Source organism: Winogradskyella eckloniae (assembly GCF_013249045.1).
Taxonomy (GTDB): Bacteria; Bacteroidota; Bacteroidia; order Flavobacteriales; family Flavobacteriaceae; genus Winogradskyella; species Winogradskyella eckloniae.
This window is the reverse complement of record NZ_JABRWP010000003.1, coordinates 81144-100661: the sequence shown is the minus strand read 5'-3', so window position 1 is coordinate 100661 and position 19518 is coordinate 81144. Positions and strand designations below refer to the sequence as shown.

General features: G+C 33.1%; 21 protein-coding genes and 1 tRNA gene. 12 read left to right on the top strand and 10 right to left on the bottom strand.

Going from position 1 to position 19518, the window contains the following annotated elements; genetic code table 11:
- Positions 1–59: 59 nt before the first annotated feature.
- The gene (locus HNV08_RS05790; protein ID WP_173280229.1) at positions 60–2018 is read right to left on the bottom strand and encodes an endonuclease; all 1959 of its coding nucleotides are present in this window, start codon (positions 2016–2018) and stop codon (positions 60–62) included.
- Between the two features lie 563 nt (positions 2019–2581).
- On the opposite strand from HNV08_RS05790, the gene HNV08_RS05785 reads away from it, so the two are divergent.
- Positions 2582–2734: an SsrA-binding protein gene (locus tag HNV08_RS05785; RefSeq protein ID WP_173280228.1), complete on the top strand. Its 153-nt coding sequence runs from the start codon at positions 2582–2584 to the stop codon at positions 2732–2734.
- 118 nt (positions 2735–2852) lie between these two features.
- Here the strand turns inward: HNV08_RS05785 and HNV08_RS05780 are convergent.
- Positions 2853–2926, bottom strand: a tRNA-Arg gene (locus HNV08_RS05780).
- Positions 2927–3011: 85 nt separating this feature from the next.
- Between HNV08_RS05780 and HNV08_RS05775 the strand changes: the two genes are divergently transcribed.
- From HNV08_RS05775 to HNV08_RS05750, 6 genes are all read left to right on the top strand, one after another.
- Positions 3012–3647, top strand: a complete 636-nt coding sequence (locus tag HNV08_RS05775; RefSeq protein WP_173280227.1) for a Crp/Fnr family transcriptional regulator — start codon at positions 3012–3014, stop codon at positions 3645–3647.
- Positions 3648–3705: 58 nt separating this feature from the next.
- Positions 3706–4263, top strand: coding sequence for a YeeE/YedE family protein (locus tag HNV08_RS05770; protein ID WP_173280226.1), 558 nt, complete (start codon positions 3706–3708; stop codon positions 4261–4263).
- A 2-nt stretch (positions 4264–4265) separates the two neighbouring features.
- Positions 4266–4682 carry a DUF6691 family protein gene (locus tag HNV08_RS05765; protein ID WP_173280225.1) on the top strand — a complete coding sequence of 139 codons (417 nt, stop codon included), beginning with the start codon at positions 4266–4268 and terminating at the stop codon, positions 4680–4682.
- A 1-nt stretch (position 4683) separates the two neighbouring features.
- The gene (locus tag HNV08_RS05760; RefSeq protein ID WP_173280224.1) at positions 4684–5487 is read left to right on the top strand and encodes a sulfite exporter TauE/SafE family protein; all 804 of its coding nucleotides are present in this window, start codon (positions 4684–4686) and stop codon (positions 5485–5487) included.
- Between the two features lie 71 nt (positions 5488–5558).
- Complete coding sequence (locus HNV08_RS05755; protein WP_173280223.1) at positions 5559–6965, top strand: MBL fold metallo-hydrolase; 1407 nt, start codon at positions 5559–5561, stop codon at positions 6963–6965.
- A 233-nt stretch (positions 6966–7198) separates the two neighbouring features.
- Entirely contained in the window at positions 7199–7468 is a 270-nt protein-coding gene (locus HNV08_RS05750) for a heavy-metal-associated domain-containing protein (protein WP_173280222.1), read from the top strand.
- A gap of 105 nt (positions 7469–7573) precedes the next feature.
- On the opposite strand, the gene HNV08_RS05745 is transcribed toward HNV08_RS05750, so the two are convergent.
- The 6 genes from HNV08_RS05745 to HNV08_RS05720 form a co-directional block, all read right to left on the bottom strand.
- On the bottom strand, positions 7574–7846 hold the full coding sequence (locus HNV08_RS05745; protein WP_157362944.1) for an ATP-dependent Clp protease adaptor ClpS: 273 nt from the start codon (positions 7844–7846) through the stop codon (positions 7574–7576).
- A gap of 63 nt (positions 7847–7909) precedes the next feature.
- Positions 7910–8746, bottom strand: a complete 837-nt coding sequence (prmA, locus tag HNV08_RS05740) for a 50S ribosomal protein L11 methyltransferase (protein WP_173280221.1) — start codon at positions 8744–8746, stop codon at positions 7910–7912.
- 207 nt (positions 8747–8953) lie between these two features.
- Positions 8954–9712, bottom strand: coding sequence for a triose-phosphate isomerase (gene tpiA / locus HNV08_RS05735; protein ID WP_173280220.1), 759 nt, complete (start codon positions 9710–9712; stop codon positions 8954–8956).
- A 186-nt stretch (positions 9713–9898) separates the two neighbouring features.
- Positions 9899–10975 (bottom strand): ABC transporter permease, encoded by a 1077-nt coding sequence (locus HNV08_RS05730; RefSeq protein ID WP_173280581.1) that lies wholly within the window; start codon positions 10973–10975, stop codon positions 9899–9901.
- Positions 10976–11141: 166 nt separating this feature from the next.
- The gene (locus tag HNV08_RS05725) at positions 11142–12236 is read right to left on the bottom strand and encodes a BT_3928 family protein (RefSeq protein WP_173280219.1); all 1095 of its coding nucleotides are present in this window, start codon (positions 12234–12236) and stop codon (positions 11142–11144) included.
- Between the two features lie 83 nt (positions 12237–12319).
- Positions 12320–12862: a DUF1599 domain-containing protein gene (locus tag HNV08_RS05720; protein ID WP_173280218.1), complete on the bottom strand. Its 543-nt coding sequence runs from the start codon at positions 12860–12862 to the stop codon at positions 12320–12322.
- A 277-nt stretch (positions 12863–13139) separates the two neighbouring features.
- Here HNV08_RS05720 and folP point away from each other — a divergent pair, with 277 nt between their 5' ends.
- Genes folP through HNV08_RS05700 form a run of 4 tightly spaced genes read left to right on the top strand, consistent with a single transcriptional unit; the run spans position 13140 to position 16300 of the window.
- Positions 13140–13967, top strand: coding sequence for a dihydropteroate synthase (folP, locus tag HNV08_RS05715; RefSeq protein WP_173280217.1), 828 nt, complete (start codon positions 13140–13142; stop codon positions 13965–13967).
- Between the two features lie 37 nt (positions 13968–14004).
- Positions 14005–14706: a hypothetical protein gene (locus tag HNV08_RS05710; RefSeq protein WP_173280216.1), complete on the top strand. Its 702-nt coding sequence runs from the start codon at positions 14005–14007 to the stop codon at positions 14704–14706.
- A 26-nt stretch (positions 14707–14732) separates the two neighbouring features.
- Complete coding sequence (gene cdaA, locus HNV08_RS05705) at positions 14733–15515, top strand: diadenylate cyclase CdaA (protein WP_173280215.1); 783 nt, start codon at positions 14733–14735, stop codon at positions 15513–15515.
- Positions 15515–16300 carry a DUF3667 domain-containing protein gene (locus HNV08_RS05700; protein WP_173280214.1) on the top strand — a complete coding sequence of 262 codons (786 nt, stop codon included), beginning with the start codon at positions 15515–15517 and terminating at the stop codon, positions 16298–16300. The genes cdaA and HNV08_RS05700 overlap by 1 nt, the downstream gene beginning before the upstream one ends.
- A gap of 4 nt (positions 16301–16304) precedes the next feature.
- Here the strand turns inward: HNV08_RS05700 and HNV08_RS05695 are convergent, their stop codons facing one another.
- Together HNV08_RS05695 and truA are read right to left on the bottom strand one after the other, a co-directional pair.
- A complete protein-coding gene (locus tag HNV08_RS05695; RefSeq protein ID WP_173280213.1) occupies positions 16305–18074 on the bottom strand; it encodes an ABC transporter ATP-binding protein in 1770 nt (589 codons plus the stop codon).
- A gap of 34 nt (positions 18075–18108) precedes the next feature.
- On the bottom strand, positions 18109–18858 hold the full coding sequence (gene truA, locus HNV08_RS05690) for a tRNA pseudouridine(38-40) synthase TruA (RefSeq protein WP_173280212.1): 750 nt from the start codon (positions 18856–18858) through the stop codon (positions 18109–18111).
- Positions 18859–18956: 98 nt separating this feature from the next.
- Here truA and HNV08_RS05685 point away from each other — a divergent pair, with 98 nt between their 5' ends.
- On the top strand, positions 18957–19472 hold the full coding sequence (locus HNV08_RS05685; RefSeq protein ID WP_173280211.1) for a metallophosphoesterase family protein: 516 nt from the start codon (positions 18957–18959) through the stop codon (positions 19470–19472).
- The last annotated feature ends 46 nt before the right edge of the window (positions 19473–19518 follow it).

Here is a 19518-nt window from a genome sequence, read left to right as displayed (position 1 = left end):
AAAAAGCCAAACTAGAATAATTTAGTTTGGCTTTTCAACTTTAATAAGGATAAGATCCTTTATTTAAGTATAATTTTTTTAATTATAGAACGGTTGTTATGTATCAGTTTTACCATATATAGACCACTAGATAAATCCAAGTCTACATAATCTCCTACTGCTGTAAATTGTTTTAAGAGCTTACCTTCTACCGAAAAAATTTCAACGTCTATTTCATTTGTTAATCCTGAAAGATAAACCCTTCCTGTTGTAGGATTTGGATAAAGGGCAACTTCTAAGGTCTCATTGGTTTCAAGATTTAAAGATTGCATCCAAACATCACCCACATTATCGCCCCAAATATATTCTACCATTAACGGCTGATCTATAAATGGGTTTCTGTTTTTTTGCCAATTGTATACAATGTTATTTCTGTTCATTTCAAAATCATCTGGTGGATCATTTCTATGCCAATCTAATAGTGTCGCTAAATCTCCCATTTGACCTGTGGTGCTCGGAAATCCATTCTCAACAGATAAGCCGTTGTACCTAATTTCCATATACAGAACGCTTCGGGCTACATCGCCTTTAAAACTTCCTAGAGTACCAGATGGTCCATTATATTCTCCGTAATGCTGATTGTTTCTTGTACTATTTTCTGCGGCATCTGCCGCTCTTAAAGCGTGAGCATCTGAATTTCCATGACGCAATGAATCTGCTTTGGTGGTCCAATAAATATCTATGCCATCTGCTATTTCGTCTTCTTCTATATCAAAAAAGCCACCTAATGATCTCGGAAACGTATGCTCTCTATTCCATTTACCTGTGTTGTCCGAGCCTGTTTGAACATCTAACTTTGCTCGTCCTTGCTCTGTATACAGTAGCCAAACTTGGTTACTATTCGCTGGGTTTTGATCTGCTTCATTTAATATCGTTAAAACGTCCGCATAAGTTTGTGCCCTAACTATTGACGGATCTGCAATTATATCTTGTAAGGCTTGTCTCAAAGCGACATCAGCCAAACCTTCTGTACTATCATAGTAGCCATCTGGTTGTGTACTTTGTACAATACCTGTGGTTGGGTTTAATGGTGTACCGAAAGGTGCCACTGTAAAATCATTGTCTACAATCCTTACTTCTACATAATTATTATTAGCAACATTAGGCTCCTCTAAATCTAAAAATTTTATTGTAGCAACCTCATCGCCTTCATCTAAAGCATCATCTATTAGCGTTATTGTGGTGGTCACAGAGTTTTGTCCAGCAGGTATCGTTAAACTCGTGTTCCCTGTAAAATCATTAGAAGTAAACCCTTCATTATCTAAACTTATATTAAAATTTAAATCTGACGTTGTATTCGATTCTGACGTAAACGTGATATCAAACGCAGCATCCTCACCATATTGTGATTGCGCTACCATAATACTAATAGGATTTATAGCATTACCTGAACCATCGTTTTCTCGTCGTGGTGTTGGTGTTGCCGCGGCAAAAGTTACCGTATTCATTGCGTCGACATATCTTTGTATTGACTTAGGATTTGCATTCGTTCCGTTATCATTATGCTGTTCGGTTTGCCCTAATAATGTTAATAAACCAGTATCATCAGCATCATTTGTACCATAAACAATAGCATCTATTAAATTCGTTTGAGTCGCTAAAGTACCTTCTGGAAAATCATTAACACTAGCCTGATATAAACCAATGGCATCTGCACCATTCTGTATTACGTTTTGAGAAATTAGCATTTGAGGAAATGGAGCAACACCTTCACTACCAATGACCAACAATCCATTAAAATCGGTTGTATACCCATTTAAGTCCATAACCATGTAGCTAGAATCGCCTCCACTGGTAGAACCATTAAAAAACACAAGAATATAACCATCTGTAGAAAAATCTGGAGTTTGAGACTTTAATTCTATAAACTCTGCCGTGTCTGTACTTGGAGAATCCGCATCTAACTCATTTATTAATAAAACTTGAGACCAGCTTATAGCAGAAATTAATAAACATAAGATAAAAGTAATTCTTTTCATAGATCGTATTTTTTCACAAAGATAACCCAATAATACATCTAAATGTTATCAATAAATTAAATACTAAATATTCCAAAATTAAAATATGAAATTTATCAGGAAATCGTAATTCAAAAAGATCAAATAGAACAAAATCAACGAATAAATAACGAAACGCCTCTAGGTATTGAAAATTCACTTCAAATACACCCTACAAAAGCATCAAATTATAATTAAAAATCTATTTTTTATAACAATTTGTTACCACAATAAAGACAAGTCACAAAACATCATAACTAAAGACATTAATTTAGTTACATATTAGAATTCAAAATTGTGAATTTTACCAAAAACATTTGGAAAGCAATGTGATGAGTATATATATTGAAAACTCAATCAATTAAAAAACAAATTCATTAACCTCTAAAACCAAAAATTATGATGACACTAGCTAAACTTATTATTGAAATAATTATTTCGATATTCTAAATTAGTATCCTAACTAATTACAATCATAAAAATGTAAAACTTAGTTCTAGAATAAGTTTTACTATTTTTGTTAAGGATTTACTATTCAACCACAAATGAAAAACAAAATCTTTAAAACATTGGCTAAACTCAATAAAGCCATACTGCCTTCTTACTCTAAAAAACAATTAGATTTAAGCAAAGCCTCTAAACTACAACTTGCTATTATTGGTTGGCGCGTTTATGTTACTAAAAATGCTTTGGATTAAGATATATCCACGCATTTTTAATAAAACTCAGTATTCTTTGTTCTCAAAAAGAGAGACAACTTTAAAAAAATCCAAAAAAAAAGTCCATTTCAATTAAGAAATGAACTTTATATTCTTGTGACCTCGACAGGATTCAAACCTGTAACCTCTTGAGCCGTAATCAAGTGCGCTATTCAGTTGCGCCACGAGGCCTTTTTTCGTGGGTGCAAATATAATACATTTATTAAATCATAGCCAAACTATTTATTTCAAATTTTTAAATTAGTATTTTTGAATTATGATTTCTAAAGAAACGCTTCAACCATTCTATTATTTATTCGACTCAGAATTAATCGATAAAATTGCTAACGTCGCCTTTCTAAAATCCTTTAAAAAATCAGATATCATTATAGATATTGGTCAAGATTTAAATTACATTCCATTATTAATTTCCGGAAACATTAAGGTACTTAGAGAAGATAAAGAAGGGGATGAACTCCTACTCTATGTTTTAGAATCTGGTGACACTTGTGCCATGTCATTAACATGTTGCATGGTTAAATCTGTTAGCAAAATAAGAGCCATCGCAGATGATAATGTTACTGTAGTGATGATCCCTATTACAAATATGAAATTATGGTTTAACTCTAACGAGAGTTGGAGACTCTTTATTTTACAAAGTTACCAAGTACGTTTTGATGAAATGCTAGAAACCATTGACACTTTAGCATTTATGAAAATGGATGAGCGTTTATACAAACATCTTACAGACCAAGTAAAACTCAATGGATCTACCGCATTAGAAATAACGCACCAGGAGATTGCTGAAGACATGCACACCTCTAGAGTTGTTATTTCGCGTTTACTCAAGCAACTTGAAAAAGCACAAAAAATAAAGCTTGGACGCAACAAAATTACTGTGATAGACTTTTAGTTACATTTGTTACATAGTCTAACTTTTTAGAATCTTATTTTTGCATTAAATTTTATTTATGGAATATATTTTACAACCATGGCCTTGGTATGTTTCGGGCCCATTGATTGCATTAGTCATGTTTCTTCTACTTTATTTTGGAAGAACATTTGGCATGTCATCCAACTTAAGAACCTTATGTACCATTGGTGGCGCAGGTAAACGTGTAGAATTTTTTAAATTCGATTGGAAAAGCCAACGCTGGAATCTCGTTGTTGTTGCTGGTGCAATTTTCGGCGGATTTATCGCACATTATTTTCTATCTAACCCAATAGATATCGCATTAAGCGACGCAACCGTTAACGATTTAAACAATCTAGGATTTTCAAATGTTGGTAACAGCTTACTACCTCCAGAACTGTTTAGCTTAGAAGCCGTTTTGAGTTTTAAAGGCATCTTAATTCTTGCCATAGGCGGTTTTTTAGTGGGTTTTGGCACTAGATATGCTGGTGGTTGTACCTCTGGACATGCTATTACAGGCCTAAGCAGTCTTCAATTACCATCATTAATTGCTGTTATTGGTTTCTTTATTGGTGGTTTAATAATGATTCATCTTATTTATCCAATACTATTTTAATTATGGGAAAATATTTAAAATTCTTTTTTATTGGTATTTTTTTCGGCATTGTACTTGTAAAATCCGAAGCCGTTTCATGGTATCGCATTTATGAAATGTTTAAGTTTCAATCGTTTCATATGTATGGCATAATAGGAACTGCTGTTGGTTCTGGCATTATCCTACTCTTAATTTCTAAAGCAATGAACGTTAAAACCACGGAAGGCACGTCATTAAAAGTACCATTAAAAGACCGAGGTTTTATGAGGTACATTATTGGTGGAACTATTTTTGGTTTAGGATGGGCTTTGAGTGGCGCTTGTCCTGGCCCTATGTACATCTTAGTTGGTACAGGAGCTTTTTCAATATTAATAGCCATAGCTGGTGCACTACTTGGCACCTATGTATACGGATTACTAAAAAACAAACTTCCGCATTAATATGGAATTCATTGAAATTTTAGGCTATGTTGGTGCTTTGTTAGTAGGACTTGTATTAGGGCTTATTGGTGGCGGAGGATCTATCTTAACCGTGCCTATCCTAGTCTATTTTTTAGGCTTTAGCCCTATTATAGCAACAGGTTACTCGCTATTTGTGGTTGGAAGCACTGCTTTGGTTGGCACCTTGCAGAATATCAAAAAAAACACAATAGACTTTAAAACCGCTTTAATATTTGCCGTACCTTCTATTATTACAGTTTTTATGGTAAGACGTTTAGTGATTCCTAATCTCCCTGACGTTCTATTTTCATTTGGAAAATTTCATCTTACCAATTCACTTTTTATTATGTTATTATTCGCAATAATAATGCTACTAGCAGGTTGGTCTATGATAAAATCTAAAGAGATTCCTGCAGACCTAGAAATAAAACGTTATGATAACAATCACTATTTTGCTATTGGCACACAGGCTATAGGTATTGGTACATTAGCGGGTTTAGTTGGTGCTGGCGGAGGATTTCTTATAGTACCTGCGTTGGTTTTATTAGTTAAATTACCAATAAAGAAAGCGATAAGTACATCTCTTTTTATTATTGCAATTCAATCCTTATTGGGTTTTTTAGGAGATCTAAACACCTTAAATATTGACTGGAAATTTCTATTAACGTTTACCGCAATTTCTATAGCAGGTATTTTTATAGGACTTGCCATATCAAAAAAAATAAGCGCTAAAGGCTTAAAAAGCGCGTTTGGTTACTTTACTATAATCATGGCGATTTATATCGTTTACAAAGAGCTTTTTTAACACACTTTGTGACAATTGTCACATTTCAAAAAAATGAAGTTTCGTAAATTTGTACTACAAGAATTAAAAATATGAAAATAGAACAATTATATACAGGCTGTTTAGCTCAAGGTGCATACTACATAGAATCAGAAGGCGAAGTTGCTATTATAGATCCGTTGAGAGAGGTTCAACAATATGTGGACAAGGCTAATAGCAATAATGCTAAAATAAAATACATTCTAGAAACGCATTTTCATGCTGATTTTGTTTCTGGACATGTAGATTTAGCCAAAGCAACTGGTGCTACTATCGTTTATGGACCTGGTGCTACTACGGAATACGATATTCATACTGCAACTGATGGTGAAGAACTAAAACTCGGTAAAGTAATCCTTAAAGTCTTGCATACGCCAGGACATACTCTTGAATCTACAACGTATCTTTTAATTGACGAAAACGGAAAAAACCATGCTATTTTTTCTGGTGACACCTTGTTTTTAGGTGATGTTGGTCGTCCAGATTTAGCGATTAAATCTGATTTAACTAAAGAAGATTTAGCTGGTATGTTATACGATTCACTTCGCAATAAAATTATGACGCTAGAGGATGATGTTATCGTTTATCCTGCACATGGAGCTGGCTCTGCTTGTGGTAAAAATCTAAGCAAAGAAACGGTTGGCGTTTTGGGTGAACAGAAAAAAACAAATTATGCACTACGTGCAGATATGACAAAAGCCGAATTTGTTGAAGAAGTTTTAGATGGTATTGCGCCTCCTCCACAGTATTTTGCAAAAAATGCCATGATGAACAAAATGGGTTACGATACTTTTGAAACGGTTTTAAAAACAGGAAATGTAGCACTTACTCCAGATGAATTTGAAGCCATAGCTAACCACGAATCGGCATTAGTTTTAGATGTTAGAACACAAGCCGACTTCTTAAAATCGCATATTCCTAATTCTATTTTTATAGGCTTAAATGGTGGCTTTGCGCCATGGGTTGGCGCGTTAATAAAAGACATTAAACAACCGATTATTTTGGTAGTGCCTGAAGGTAAATCTGAAGAAGCTATAACAAGATTATCTCGTGTTGGTTACGATAACACATTAGGTTATCTTGAAGGTGGATTAGAAGCTTGGCAAAATGCCGGAAAAGATATTGAAACATTACAATCAATCTCTGCTGAAGCATTTGCTGCGAAAGCCAAAGAAAGCAAAATTAATATTCTTGATGTAAGAAAAGATGGTGAATATTTATCATCTCATATAGAAGATGCGCAACACTTGTCTTTAGACTTTATTAATGAAAAAATGAACGAAGTTGACAAAGACAAAACCTATTATGTTCATTGTGCTGGTGGTTATCGCTCGGTTATCGCTGAGTCTATTTTAAAAGCCAGAGGTTATAATAACTTAATTGATGTAGAAGGTGGATTTGGTGCTATTAAAAAAACCGATTTACCAGTAACTGATTTTGTTTGCCCATCGACTTTATAGATAAATAATGACCAGACCTAGACTATGTAGGTCGGAAATAAATAGCAATATTAATACACTCCTAAAGTCCCCTCAAGGCGGCAATCAATAAAAAAATCTTTTAGATTTTTTTATTCGCAACAGTGAGACTGTCCCCTTGAGGGGACTTTAGGGGTGTTTTCCAATATAAATTACAATAAATCGTAACCTTTAGAATTCTTAAGGGATATATCATATACATAAAACTAATAAACATGAAAAGTTCACTTTACATACAAAACCTTAAATGTGGTGGTTGTGCCAACACTATCGTAACACAATTATCTAGATTAGACGGTATTTCTGAAGTAGACGTTAATAAAGACACCGATGAAGTAAGTTTTAATTCTGTATCTGAAATTGAAATAGAATCCGTAAAACAAAAGTTATCAGATTTAGGGTATCCTATAGTTGGCGATGCCAACTCATTACCCAAAAAGGCAAAGTCGTTTGTGAGTTGTGCCGTTGGTAGATTAACAAAATAACGCGCTAGACCTAAACACGCTTTTTTGGTATTCTGAAACAAGTTCGGAATGATAGTATTAAAAAAAGCTACAAATAAAAAATCCCACTATGAGTGGGATTTTTTATTAAACTATTTCTGCACTTAGACCTGCTTGCAATAGCTTTGAGCATCTTGGCTCTAAATCTTCGTAAGGTCCTGTTTTTACCGTACACTTTCCTTTGTAATGCACTAACAACGCACATTGTTCTGCTTGTTCTGGCATATGGTCACATGCGTATATTAACGTATCAATAACGTGGTCAAAGGTATTTACCTCATCATTGAACAATACAATTTCATTTTCTTTTACGACTTCTTCTTGTAGAAGTAGCTCTTCTGAGTATTTTTCTTTTGTCATCTTAAATCTCTTTTTAAGTACGTTTTTGTACTTAGTGCAACAGACTCTATTAATTATTCTCTACTAATTTATAAATTTTAACGATACCCAACGTCCTTTTTGAATAGTTTCATCTAATTTTAACATGTGTTTTTCACATTCTGCCGTTATAATTGGAATATCTTCTTCATAAAAACCACTTAAAAACAAGGTGCCATTTGCTGTTAAACATGTAGCATAACTTGAAATATCTGCCAAAAGGATATTTCTGTTAATGTTAGCTATAATACTATTGTACGTTTTTCCATCTAGTAATTTTACATCGCCTTCAAAAACGGTAATATTATGACAGTTATTGCGCTCTACGTTTTCTAAACTATTTAAGTAACACCAATTATCTATATCTATAGCATCTAGTTTTGTTGCACCAACTTTCTCTGCTAAAATGGCTAAAACTCCGGTGCCACAGCCCATATCTAATACAGACTTCCCTTTAAAGTCGTTTTTTAAAATATGTTGAATCATCATATGTGTGGTTTCATGATGACCTGTACCAAAACTCATTTTGGGTTCTATAATTAAATCGTATTTAGCATCTGGTTTTTCATGAAATGGTGCGCGTACAGATACTAAATCATCGACAATGATTGGGTTAAAGTTCTTTTCCCATTCCTCGTTCCAGTTGGTTTGCTCTATTTCATTAAACTCTGAAGTGATTTCAAATTCATCTGAGTTTAAAATATAGATATCATCTAAGATATTTTCGGACCACTCCGTTTTCTGAATGTATGCTGTGACACCTTCTTCGGTTTCCACAAAACTCTCAAAACCGGCGTAACCAAGTTCTGCAATGAGTATTTCGGTAGCGGGTTGTAATGGTTTTACTTTAAAGTTATAACCTATATAAATGGTATTAGACATATACTATTTGTGTTGATGTTTTGTTATTAGACACCTACAATTGGTAATCTAAAGATGTTATGAATACAATAACTGACATTGGTGCCATTGCGTTAGCGATAGAAACGGCATCCTTTTTATTTGGTGGCTGCGCGTAGCAAAAGCCACCGAATAAAAAGATATAGTGTATAGCGCGACCCTTGTGGTAACGTCAAAATTATGCGATTTTTAAAAGGCATTTATGATAGCACAGAAATCTTCAGCCTTAAGCGATGCACCTCCTATTAATCCGCCATCGACGTCTGGTTTAGAGAATATTTCTTGAGCGTTTGCTGGCTTAACACTTCCGCCGTAAAGAATGGATACATTTTCTGCCACATCGTTACCGTATTGGTCTGCTAGGTTTTTTCTAATAAATGAATGCATATCTTGTGCTTGCTCTGGACTTGCTGTTTCTCCTGTTCCGATGGCCCAAACTGGCTCGTAGGCTAATACTATTTTGTTAAATGCATCTGCCTCTAAATGAAATAATGCGTTTTTTATTTGACCACCTACTACGGCTTCTTCTTTACCTGCTTTTCTATCGGCTAATTCTTCTCCAAAACAGAATATTACTTCTATATTATTTGCTAGAGCTGTATTCACTTTCTCTGCTAATAACGCATCTGTTTCACCAAAATAAGCGCGTCTTTCTGAGTGCCCTAAAATAACGGTTTTTACGCCTGCACTTCTTAACATCTCTGCTGAAATCTCACCTGTAAAAGCACCATTTGCGGCTTGATGCATGTTTTGAGCAGCGACTTCGATTTTAGATTTTTTTGATCGTTTTACAGCCGCTGTTAAATTAACAAATGTTGGCGCTACAATAACCCTTGTGTTTTTTAATTTATCTTTCTTTAATGTTTTTTTGATTTGTTTTACCAACTTTTTTGTTGCTTTTAAATCATTATTCATTTTCCAGTTGCCGGCTACTATATTTTTTCTCATATGTTTTATTTTTACTCCAGACTTTGAAGTTGATTATTGAATTGCGTATTGTGAATACAAAAATAAGGTAAAAGATTACACAAAGCTCGCATAGCACAAGGATAAATGAGCGAAAACGTTATAGATCAACTTAATAACAGCTTTCTTAATTTTATGTTTACCCGAAACACATTTAACTAGGTTTTATTATGATAATTTTACCCTTGGATCTAACCAAGCATAAATAATATCTACGAACATATTAATGGTTATAAAAATAATAGCAACCACAAGAACCGCTCCCATTATTACTGGTAAATCTAAGGTATTTAATGCATTCACAATTTCTTTTCCTAAGCCATTCCAACCAAAAATATATTCTACAAAAACGGCGCCTGCTAACATCGATGCAAACCATCCAGAAATTGCAGTTACTACAGGATTTAACGCATTTTTTACAGCATGACGCTTTATAACTTGAAACTCAGTTAAGCCTTTTGCTCTCGCTGTACGTATGTAATCTTGATTGAGGACTTCTAACAGTGAATTTCGCATTAATTGGATAACTACGGCTAGTGGCCTTATTCCTAAAACGAACGCTGGAAGTATTAAATTTTTCCATTTAATGGTCATTTTTTCTCCAAAATCATCGAGTTCATACAAACTACCTGTCATTTCTAAATTGGTATATTGATGCAAAACATAACCAAATAACCATGCGAATAAGATGGCACTAAAAAACGACGGAATACTCATACCAAATGTACTCAGAACTTGAATGGTTTTATCTAACCATGTATCCTTGTATAGCGCTGATAATATACCAAATAACACGCCTAAAATAAGTGCGATAACTATGGCTGACACAGCTAAAACAAAGGTGTTGGGTATGGTTTCACCTATAACTTGTGTTACTTTTTTGCCTTGTTTTGCAAAGGATTCTCTTAAGTATGGAACTTTTAGTACAGTTGTTGTAGTACGTATTGTAAATAGTTTTGCTGCTGTATACTTATTAGCACTCAGACATGTATAATCGCTTGGTGCATTAGAGTGAAATGAAACTGGTGACAAATCATTTAGGTAATATAAAAACTGCGTCCCAATGGGTTTATCAAATCCGTATTTTTGTTTTACGGCATCAACTTGTTCTGCTGTTTGGTTTTGACCCAACATCATTTTTGCAGGATCACCTGGCAAAATCGTAAATAAAAAGAATATAACGGTTACGACACCTAATAAGGTGATGAACGCATAGAAGATTTTATTTATGAAATAGCGTATCAGGTTGTTGGTTGTTGGTTGTTGGTTGTTGGTTGTTGGTTGTTGGTTGTTGGTATTAAATTAATTTAAAATGTTTCAAGCAAACTATTAGCAAGTATAATTTGTACTGTTTACTGTTTACTGCATACTTTTCACTGCCTACTGCCTACTGTCTACTGAAAACTGAAAACTACAACTCTACATCTTCAAAATCATTCCAATGTGCTTTATTCACAACTGTACCCTTGTGTAAAATGATAACACCAGGATTAGAACGCACTATGGTTTTTACCACTTTTTCATCGGTTGCATAGAAACTAAAATTTAGATCATTGGCTTCTACCAATGCTGCCATTTTATCTGAGCCAGAAGCCGAAACACCTATCACAGTATAGCCTTTTGCAATTGCCTTATCTGTAAGTGCTTTTATTTTGCCAATGCCTTCTGCTTCGGACTTTTCTTTTGCATAAATGGTAATAATTAAAAGTTTATCGACCTCTAAAAAATCGTCTAACTTATTTTCACCATCTGCTTCAATAGTAAAATCTTGAATAGGTGGAATATAACCTTCGTCTATAACTTTAGTCTCTACACTTACATAATCTCCATCTACTTTTGGGTAACTTCCGTTGGTAATATATTCTTGGTGTTCACCATTGACATTAAATGTCCAAGTGTATTCCGAAACTGGTTTTGGCGCATCCTCTGGTGTAATTATTTGCTCTTGTATATTTTTACCAATAGCATAGGCTCTAAAATCTATAGACGGTAAATGCATTAATACATGGTACCCAAACCATAGTGATAGTATAAAACTTAATAACGCAATTACTGTTGTTGGCAGTTTAGTAAATATTGGCTTAATATGTTTTAGACCTACAAACAAGATTAGAATTAATACAAGTAAGATGACATCTTTCGTAAAACTTTCCCATGGTGTAAGTTTTAGGGCATCTCCAAAACATCCACAATCTTTAACTTTATCAAAATAAGCCGAATAAAAGGTTAAAAACGTAAAAAACACAATCATTAACAGTAAACTCCATACTGTAAATTTAGGTTTGTAGCCAATTAACAAAAAGACTCCCAAAACCACTTCAAAAACGACTACAATAACAGAGATACCTAATGCAAAAGGTATTAAAAATTCTAAATTTAAAACCTCTGCGCTAAAATATTCTTCAAGCTTATACGAAAAGCCAAGAGGATCATTCAATTTTATAAATCCTGAAATAATAAATAATATTCCGGTTAATATTCTACTAAGGTGTACTATGTATTTCATCGCTTTTTCCATTTCTGCGCAAACAGAAATCTATTTTAAAATTATTTACCTTTAAATTTTCCTGAATTTTCAGGCGTACTAAATTATTCGCTTTCGCCTAAGTGAATCATCGCAAAAACAGCGTAATTAATCATGTCTTGATAATTAGCATCAATACCTTCGCTCACTATTGTTTTACCAGCATTGTCTTCAATTTGCTTAACACGTAATAATTTTTGTAAAATTAAATCGGTTAAGGAACTTACTCGCATATCTCGCCAAGCTTCACCATAATCGTGATTTTTATCGAGCATTAACTGCTTGGTTATGGCAATTTTTTCATCGTAAAGTTCTGTGGCTTCTTCCGTGTTTAAATCGGGTTGCTCTACCACACCTTTATCTAACTGCACCAACGCCATGGCACAATAATTAATAATGCCAATAAATTCGCTGACCTCTCCTTCGTCTACTTTTCTAACATCATTTTGTTGCAAACCTCTAATACGTTGTGCTTTTATAAAAATTTGATCAGTTAAAGACGGTAATCTTAGTATGCGCCACGCACTACCATAATCACTCATTTTATTTATAAAAAGTGCTCTACATGTTGCTATAACAGCATCGTATTGTTTTGAAGTATCTTGCATTTATAAAAAGTTAAATTCTAGTCTAAAATTATAAATTTTTTCAGTCTAAAAATAATTAGAACAACAGACAACTAGAAATATGTAATTATCGATTATCGCGTAAAATTTCCGTAAATTTCGCATAAATAAATTAGAAGTTCAAAGTTTGAGGTTATTTTGTTGCTCTCGAAGCTGCAAAGACGCAAAGATGCTTACTCTTGAATATTAATTACATTAAAAAACACACTCAAAAACGCACTGATTTTTGAGAAATTAACTTTAGAATTTTCAATAATTCATGACCATAAATTGTAAAGGAAAATTAATTGATTTATCGACTCCTAAAGTAATGGGAATCCTTAATGTTACGCCAGATTCATTTTTTGATGGTGGAAAATATAAGGATGCGACCGAAATTTTAAATCAGGTGGAAACCATGTTGACACACCAAGCCACTTTTATAGATATTGGTGGTTACAGTTCTAGACCAAATGCAGATGATGTTAGCGAAACCGAAGAACTCAATCGTGTTTTGCCTGTTATTGAGTTAATCTTGAAGCATTTTCCTAAAGCCTTAATCTCTATTGATACTTTTAGAAGTGAAATTGCTAAACAAAGTATTGAAGCTGGTGCTACTTTAGTGAACGATATTTCGGCAGGTCAACTTGATGTTAATATGCTTGCAACCGTTGGAAAACTAAGTGTACCATATGTTATGATGCACATGAGAGGCACGCCCAAAACTATGCAACAGCAAACACAATACACTGATTTAACCAAAGAAGTGATTTCTTATTTTGCCGAACGTATTGAAGCTGCACACCAAGAAAAAATTAATGATATCATTATAGATCCTGGATTTGGTTTTGCAAAAACAACAGAACAAAATTTTGAATTATTAAACCAACTAGACTTACTGCAGATGCTAGATAAGCCTGTCCTCGCCGGAATTTCTAGAAAATCTATGATTTATAAAACTTTAAATGCTACCTCACAAGAAGCATTAAATGGTACAACCGCTTTACACATGGTTGCTTTACAAAAAGGTTCAAAACTGTTACGTGTTCATGATGTAAAAGAAGCCATGGAATGCGTTACACTTTACAATCAATTGCAATCCTCGTAGGTCTAAAATATATTTAAAAACATTTTAATCGAATCTTATGCGTTTTATTTACTTTCTATTAATTGTATGTTGCTTCAGCTGTAATAACGAACGCGTTTTACTATTGCCAGAAATTGAAAATGCAAAAGTCACAGAAGTTCTAGATGTGTCTCCTGCTTATATTTTTTATGACGAAACACAACCAGATTCTACATTATTAAACCGAAAGAATTTAATAATCACAACCAACTGGTTGGTTAATGTTGATAAACGCTTAACCTTAAAACAAGCCATTCCACACATTAAATTCTTACAAGACAAAAAACGAAATGCGGAAATGCATAAAAACGAAGATGCCAAAAATTATTTTTCTTGTAATGATACTAGTATTGGGAATTTAGGGTTTTTGGATTTTACTGATATCTATTATAAAGAAGAGCTCAAAATCGACTCTGTTTATAATGAGCGTAACATTCCTACAAAGGAAAATTTAATGAATATGGCTGGTTTCCACGCTAGAAACACAATTCCAATAATTATTAAGGAAGACTTAAAATTTCAAATTGGAAATGAAAATTTAAATTTTGAGCATCTAGACAATAAAATGAAGACACTTACTGATATTAATTTCATTGGCATACATTTAGAATTATACTTTTCTAGAAATTTAACTTTCCAAGATTACATCACTATTAAAAGAAAGATTAATTTTATAGATACAGATTTAATTTCAGTGGATTTTAATGAATACATATTTTAACTTAAATTAGCAAAAACACCAACCGCTTGGAAAACTTACAACTTTGGGATTTTAGATTTATAGATTTCGTGGATGTCTTTCTCGTGGCTATACTTCTATATTACATATACAAGCTTGTAAAAGGTACTGTTGCCATCAATATTTTTATTGGAATATTAGTTATTTATTTTGCTTGGCGCTTAACGGACTATCTCAATATGCAGATGCTTTACAGCATTTTTGATGGCTTTATGAAAGTTGGTATTATTGCTTTGATCGTAGTCTTTCAACCTGAAATAAGAAAATTTTTATTGCTCGTTGGTTCCACAAATATTGGTGGCAAAAAAGGTATTTTCAAAAACTTTAAATTCTTAAAAAACGAAGATCAAACCTCTACAGATGTAGATGCGATTATAAATGCTTGTAATAAAATGGGATCTTCAAACACTGGTGCTTTAATTGTTATAGAACGCAACAATAACCTAGACTTCTTAACTGATACTGGTGATGAAATGAACATTCTCGTCTCACAACCTATCATAGAAAGCATATTTTTTAAAAATAGTCCGTTACATGATGGCGCTATAATTATAGATAAAAATGTGGTAAAAGCGACGCGTGTTATTTTACCAGTTAACAATGAAAAAAATATTCCAGAACGTTTTGGACTGCGACATAGAGCTGCCATTGGAATATCTGAAAAAACAGATGCTTTAGCCCTTTGTGTAAGTGAAGAAACTGGACAAATTTCTTATATAAAAAATGGCGAGTTTGTAATGTTTAATAATACGGATGATCTTATTCTAAAAATTAAAGAAGATTTAGGCTAGTGCATTGTAAAAATTGTAATAATACATTAAGAGAATCTCAAAAATTTTGTGACGAGTGTGGCGCAAAAATCATTTATAATCGCCTAAAACCAAAAGTATTAGTTACGCAGGTAAATGAGCAATTTCTTTGTGTAGACAACAAATTTCTTCGCACCTTTATTCATCTTTTTACACAACCAGAAAAGGTCATTGTTAGTTACATTGATGGTACACGAAAAAAATACATTGACGTTTTACAATATTTTGCCATTGCTTTAACTTTAGCAGGTATTCAGTTATTTATAATGAGCACCTTTTTTAAAGAGTCTTTTGATTTTCAAAGTGGTTTTGTGGAAGGTTTTAATGCATCTTCAAAATCTCAAGAAGACAATCCGTTTAAAGATTTAAAGGTAGATACTTTAAATAAATACCAGAGTTTAATTTATATAGCAACTGTTCCGTTTTATGCCTTTGGTACATGGCTGACTTATTATGTTTTAGGTCAAAGAAAATACAATTTCACGGAACATATAGTCATTAATCTATATTACTATGGACAAGTCATTATTCTTACAGCTATAATAGCCATTGTTTTATCAATTTTTGGCATAGACTACATGCTTATTGCATCCATACTACTTTTACCAACAATTGCCTATTTGTTTTTTATTCTAAAACGTATATTTAAAGACAAGTTTTGGGCTACGCTTTTGCGATTTATTATTGTTGGATTTATTGCAATTTCATTATTTTTTATTGCAGGAATTCTAATTGCAATCTTATTTATAATCTTATCTAAAGTATAATTTCTTAAACTGCTTCTGCCTTTAAAAACTGTACTTCATAAAGATTTCTATAGTAACCATTTTCTTTTTCTAAGAGTGTACTGTGCGTACCCATTTCAACAATCTTACCTGCATCCATCACTATAATTTTATCGGCTTGTTGTATGGTTGCCAATCTATGCGCAATTACAATAGAGGTTCTTCCATCTGTAATTTTATCAGTTGCGTCTTGTATTAATTGTTCAGAATAAGAATCTACAGAAGATGTAGCTTCATCTAAAATTAATATACTTGGATTAGTAACATATGCTCTTAAAAACGAAATAAGTTGACGTTGACCAGAAGACAACATCACACCTCTTTCCTTTACATTATAATGATAACCGTTTGGTAAGCTCGAAATAAAATCGTGAATTCCTATAGCCTTAGCTGCCTTAACAACATCCTCTTCCGTAATTCCATCATTATTCAAGGTAATATTATTAAGAATAGTATCCGCAAACAAAAACACATCTTGTAAAACCACAGCAATTTGACTTCTCAAGGAGCTCAATGTTGTGTCTTTTATATTTGTTCCATCGATTTTTATAGCACCAGCATTAATATCATAAAACCGGTTTAATAAATTGATAATCGTAGATTTTCCTGCGCCAGTAGCACCTACAATAGCTACGGTTTCACCTGCTTTTACATTAAAAGATATGCCTTTAAGAACCTCTTCGTCTTTTATATAGGAAAATCTAACATTACTAAATTCAATATCACCTTTAAAATGTTTAGCTTCTATAGTACCAGAATCATCAATATTGGATGTTGTATCTAAGACCTTAAATACACGGTCTGCCGCAACCATACCCATTTGTAAGGTATTGAATTTATTAGCAATTTGATTTAATGGCCTAAACAACATAGGAATAAACATTGTAAAAGATATGAGATCTCCTAAGGTAGTTCCAGGTAATTTAGAAATGGTATCAAAACCACCAACCAATATAACCATTGCCAACGTTAACGACCCTAAAAATTCAGCTATAGGAAAGAAAATAGAATTATACCAAACCGTCTTTAGCCATCCTTTTTTATGACGCTCATTAATCGCTTTAAAATTCTTATATTCTATATCTTCTCTTGTAAATAACTGAAGAATTTTCATTCCTGTAACTCGTTCTTGTACAAAAGAATTTAAATTAGACACCTCTGTTCTTACATCTTCAAAAGCGCGTTTCATATATTTCTGAAAAACCTTAGTAGCAAACAATACAATAGGCATTGTAATAAATACAATAAGGCTTAATTTCAAATTAATAAAAGCCATAAAGCCAGCTACGACAAGCATTTTTAGAATATCACTAAAAATCATAAATAGTCCTTGCCCAAAGATATCTGCAATACGTTCCATATCTGTAACTGCTCTTGTAATTAAAACACCTACTGAAGATTTATCAAAATAGGTCATTTTAAATTTAAGCATATGCTTAAACAGTTTCACTCGGATATCCTTAACAACAGACTGACCCAACCAACTCGCATAATAGATAAAAAGTAATTGAGATACTACTTCGAGGATTAATAAGGCCAACATAATAACCATGTAAAGCACAAAACCGTTATAAGCCTTGTTTGCTATTTTTACATCAATAGCCTCCTTTAATATATAAGGTCTAAGCGCACCAAATACGGCCAAGCCCACAACACAAAACAGAGAAATAATAAAGACCGCTCGATAGGGTTTTATATACTGCAATAATCGTGTAAACAACGATACGTCAAATATTTTTTTACTTTTTTCTGCCATATTAACTTTCCTTATAATCGGAAATCTTACAATTTTAATTCTCTATTCTTATATCTTCTGGATAAACGATATTAACCAAGTAAAGGCCTTGAGCAGGCACAGAAAAACCGGCTTCGCTTCGCTTCTTTGATGCTATAATTTGGTGTAAATCATGAGGCTTCAATTTACCCATTCCTATATTTATCATAGTACCAACTATAGCTCTTACCATATTTCTTAAAAAACGATCTGCTTTAATTGTAAACATAAGTTCATCCTTATCTTTTGTCCAAAAAGCTTCCATGATATCACAATTATACGTCTTTACATCTGTATTCGTCTTAGAAAAACATTGAAAATCCTTATACGCCAATAAGATTTTACAGGCTTCATTCATTGATGCAATATCTAATGGTAAATGTACGAGATAGGAATAATCATAATCGAATACATTTTTAGCCGTAGAAATTTTATAATTATAGGTTCTACTAACCGCATAAAATCTGGCATGTATTTCAGGTTTTACTTCAAAAACGGAACGCACTGCGATATCTTTTGGCAAGAAGGAATTGAGCTTATAAACTAAATCTTTTGAATTAAACTTAGTATCACAATCAAAATGAGCAAACATTTGAGATGCGTGTACACCAGCATCTGTTCTACCTGCTCCCATTATTGAAATCTCAGACTTAAGAATCGTAGACAAAGCTTTTTCTAGTACTTCTTGCACAGAAATAGCATTGGGTTGGTTCTGCCAGCCATGATATGCTTTACCATTATATGAAAGTTCTATGAAAAATCGCAATAGAAATCTTACTTTTGTTAAGCTGCAAAGTTACAGTTTTAGATGCTAAAGAAATCCTAAAATAATTAATAAGATTTCAGCCTTTGTAAAAAGTAAATATGAAAAAGATTCTTTTATTATCAGATACACATAGTTACCTGGACAATGCCATTTTAAAACATGTAAAACAAGCAGACGAAGTATGGCATGCTGGCGATATTGGCGAATTGTCTGTAACCGATAGCATTGCAAAATTAAAACCACTAAAAGCCGTATATGGCAATATTGATGGCGCAAAAGCTAGGTCTGAATTTCCGTTGCATAACCGATTTATGTGCGAAGAAGTAGATGTATGGATTACGCACATTGGTGGCTATCCTCCCAAGTATAATAACAAAGTGAGAAATGCTTTAGAAGCAAATCCTCCTGACTTATTTATCACAGGTCATTCTCACATTTTAAAAGTTATGCCAGACAAAACCTTAAATTTGTTACATATGAATCCAGGTGCTGTTGGCAAACATGGATTTCATAAAGTAAGAACAATGCTGCGTTTTAAAATAGACGGAAAACACATAAAAGATTTAGAAGTGATAGAATTTCAAACAAAAACATCTCAATCCATACCGAGTTAATCCTTAAGAATACCATAAAAAAACCCAGTCGGCAGCGACTGGGTTT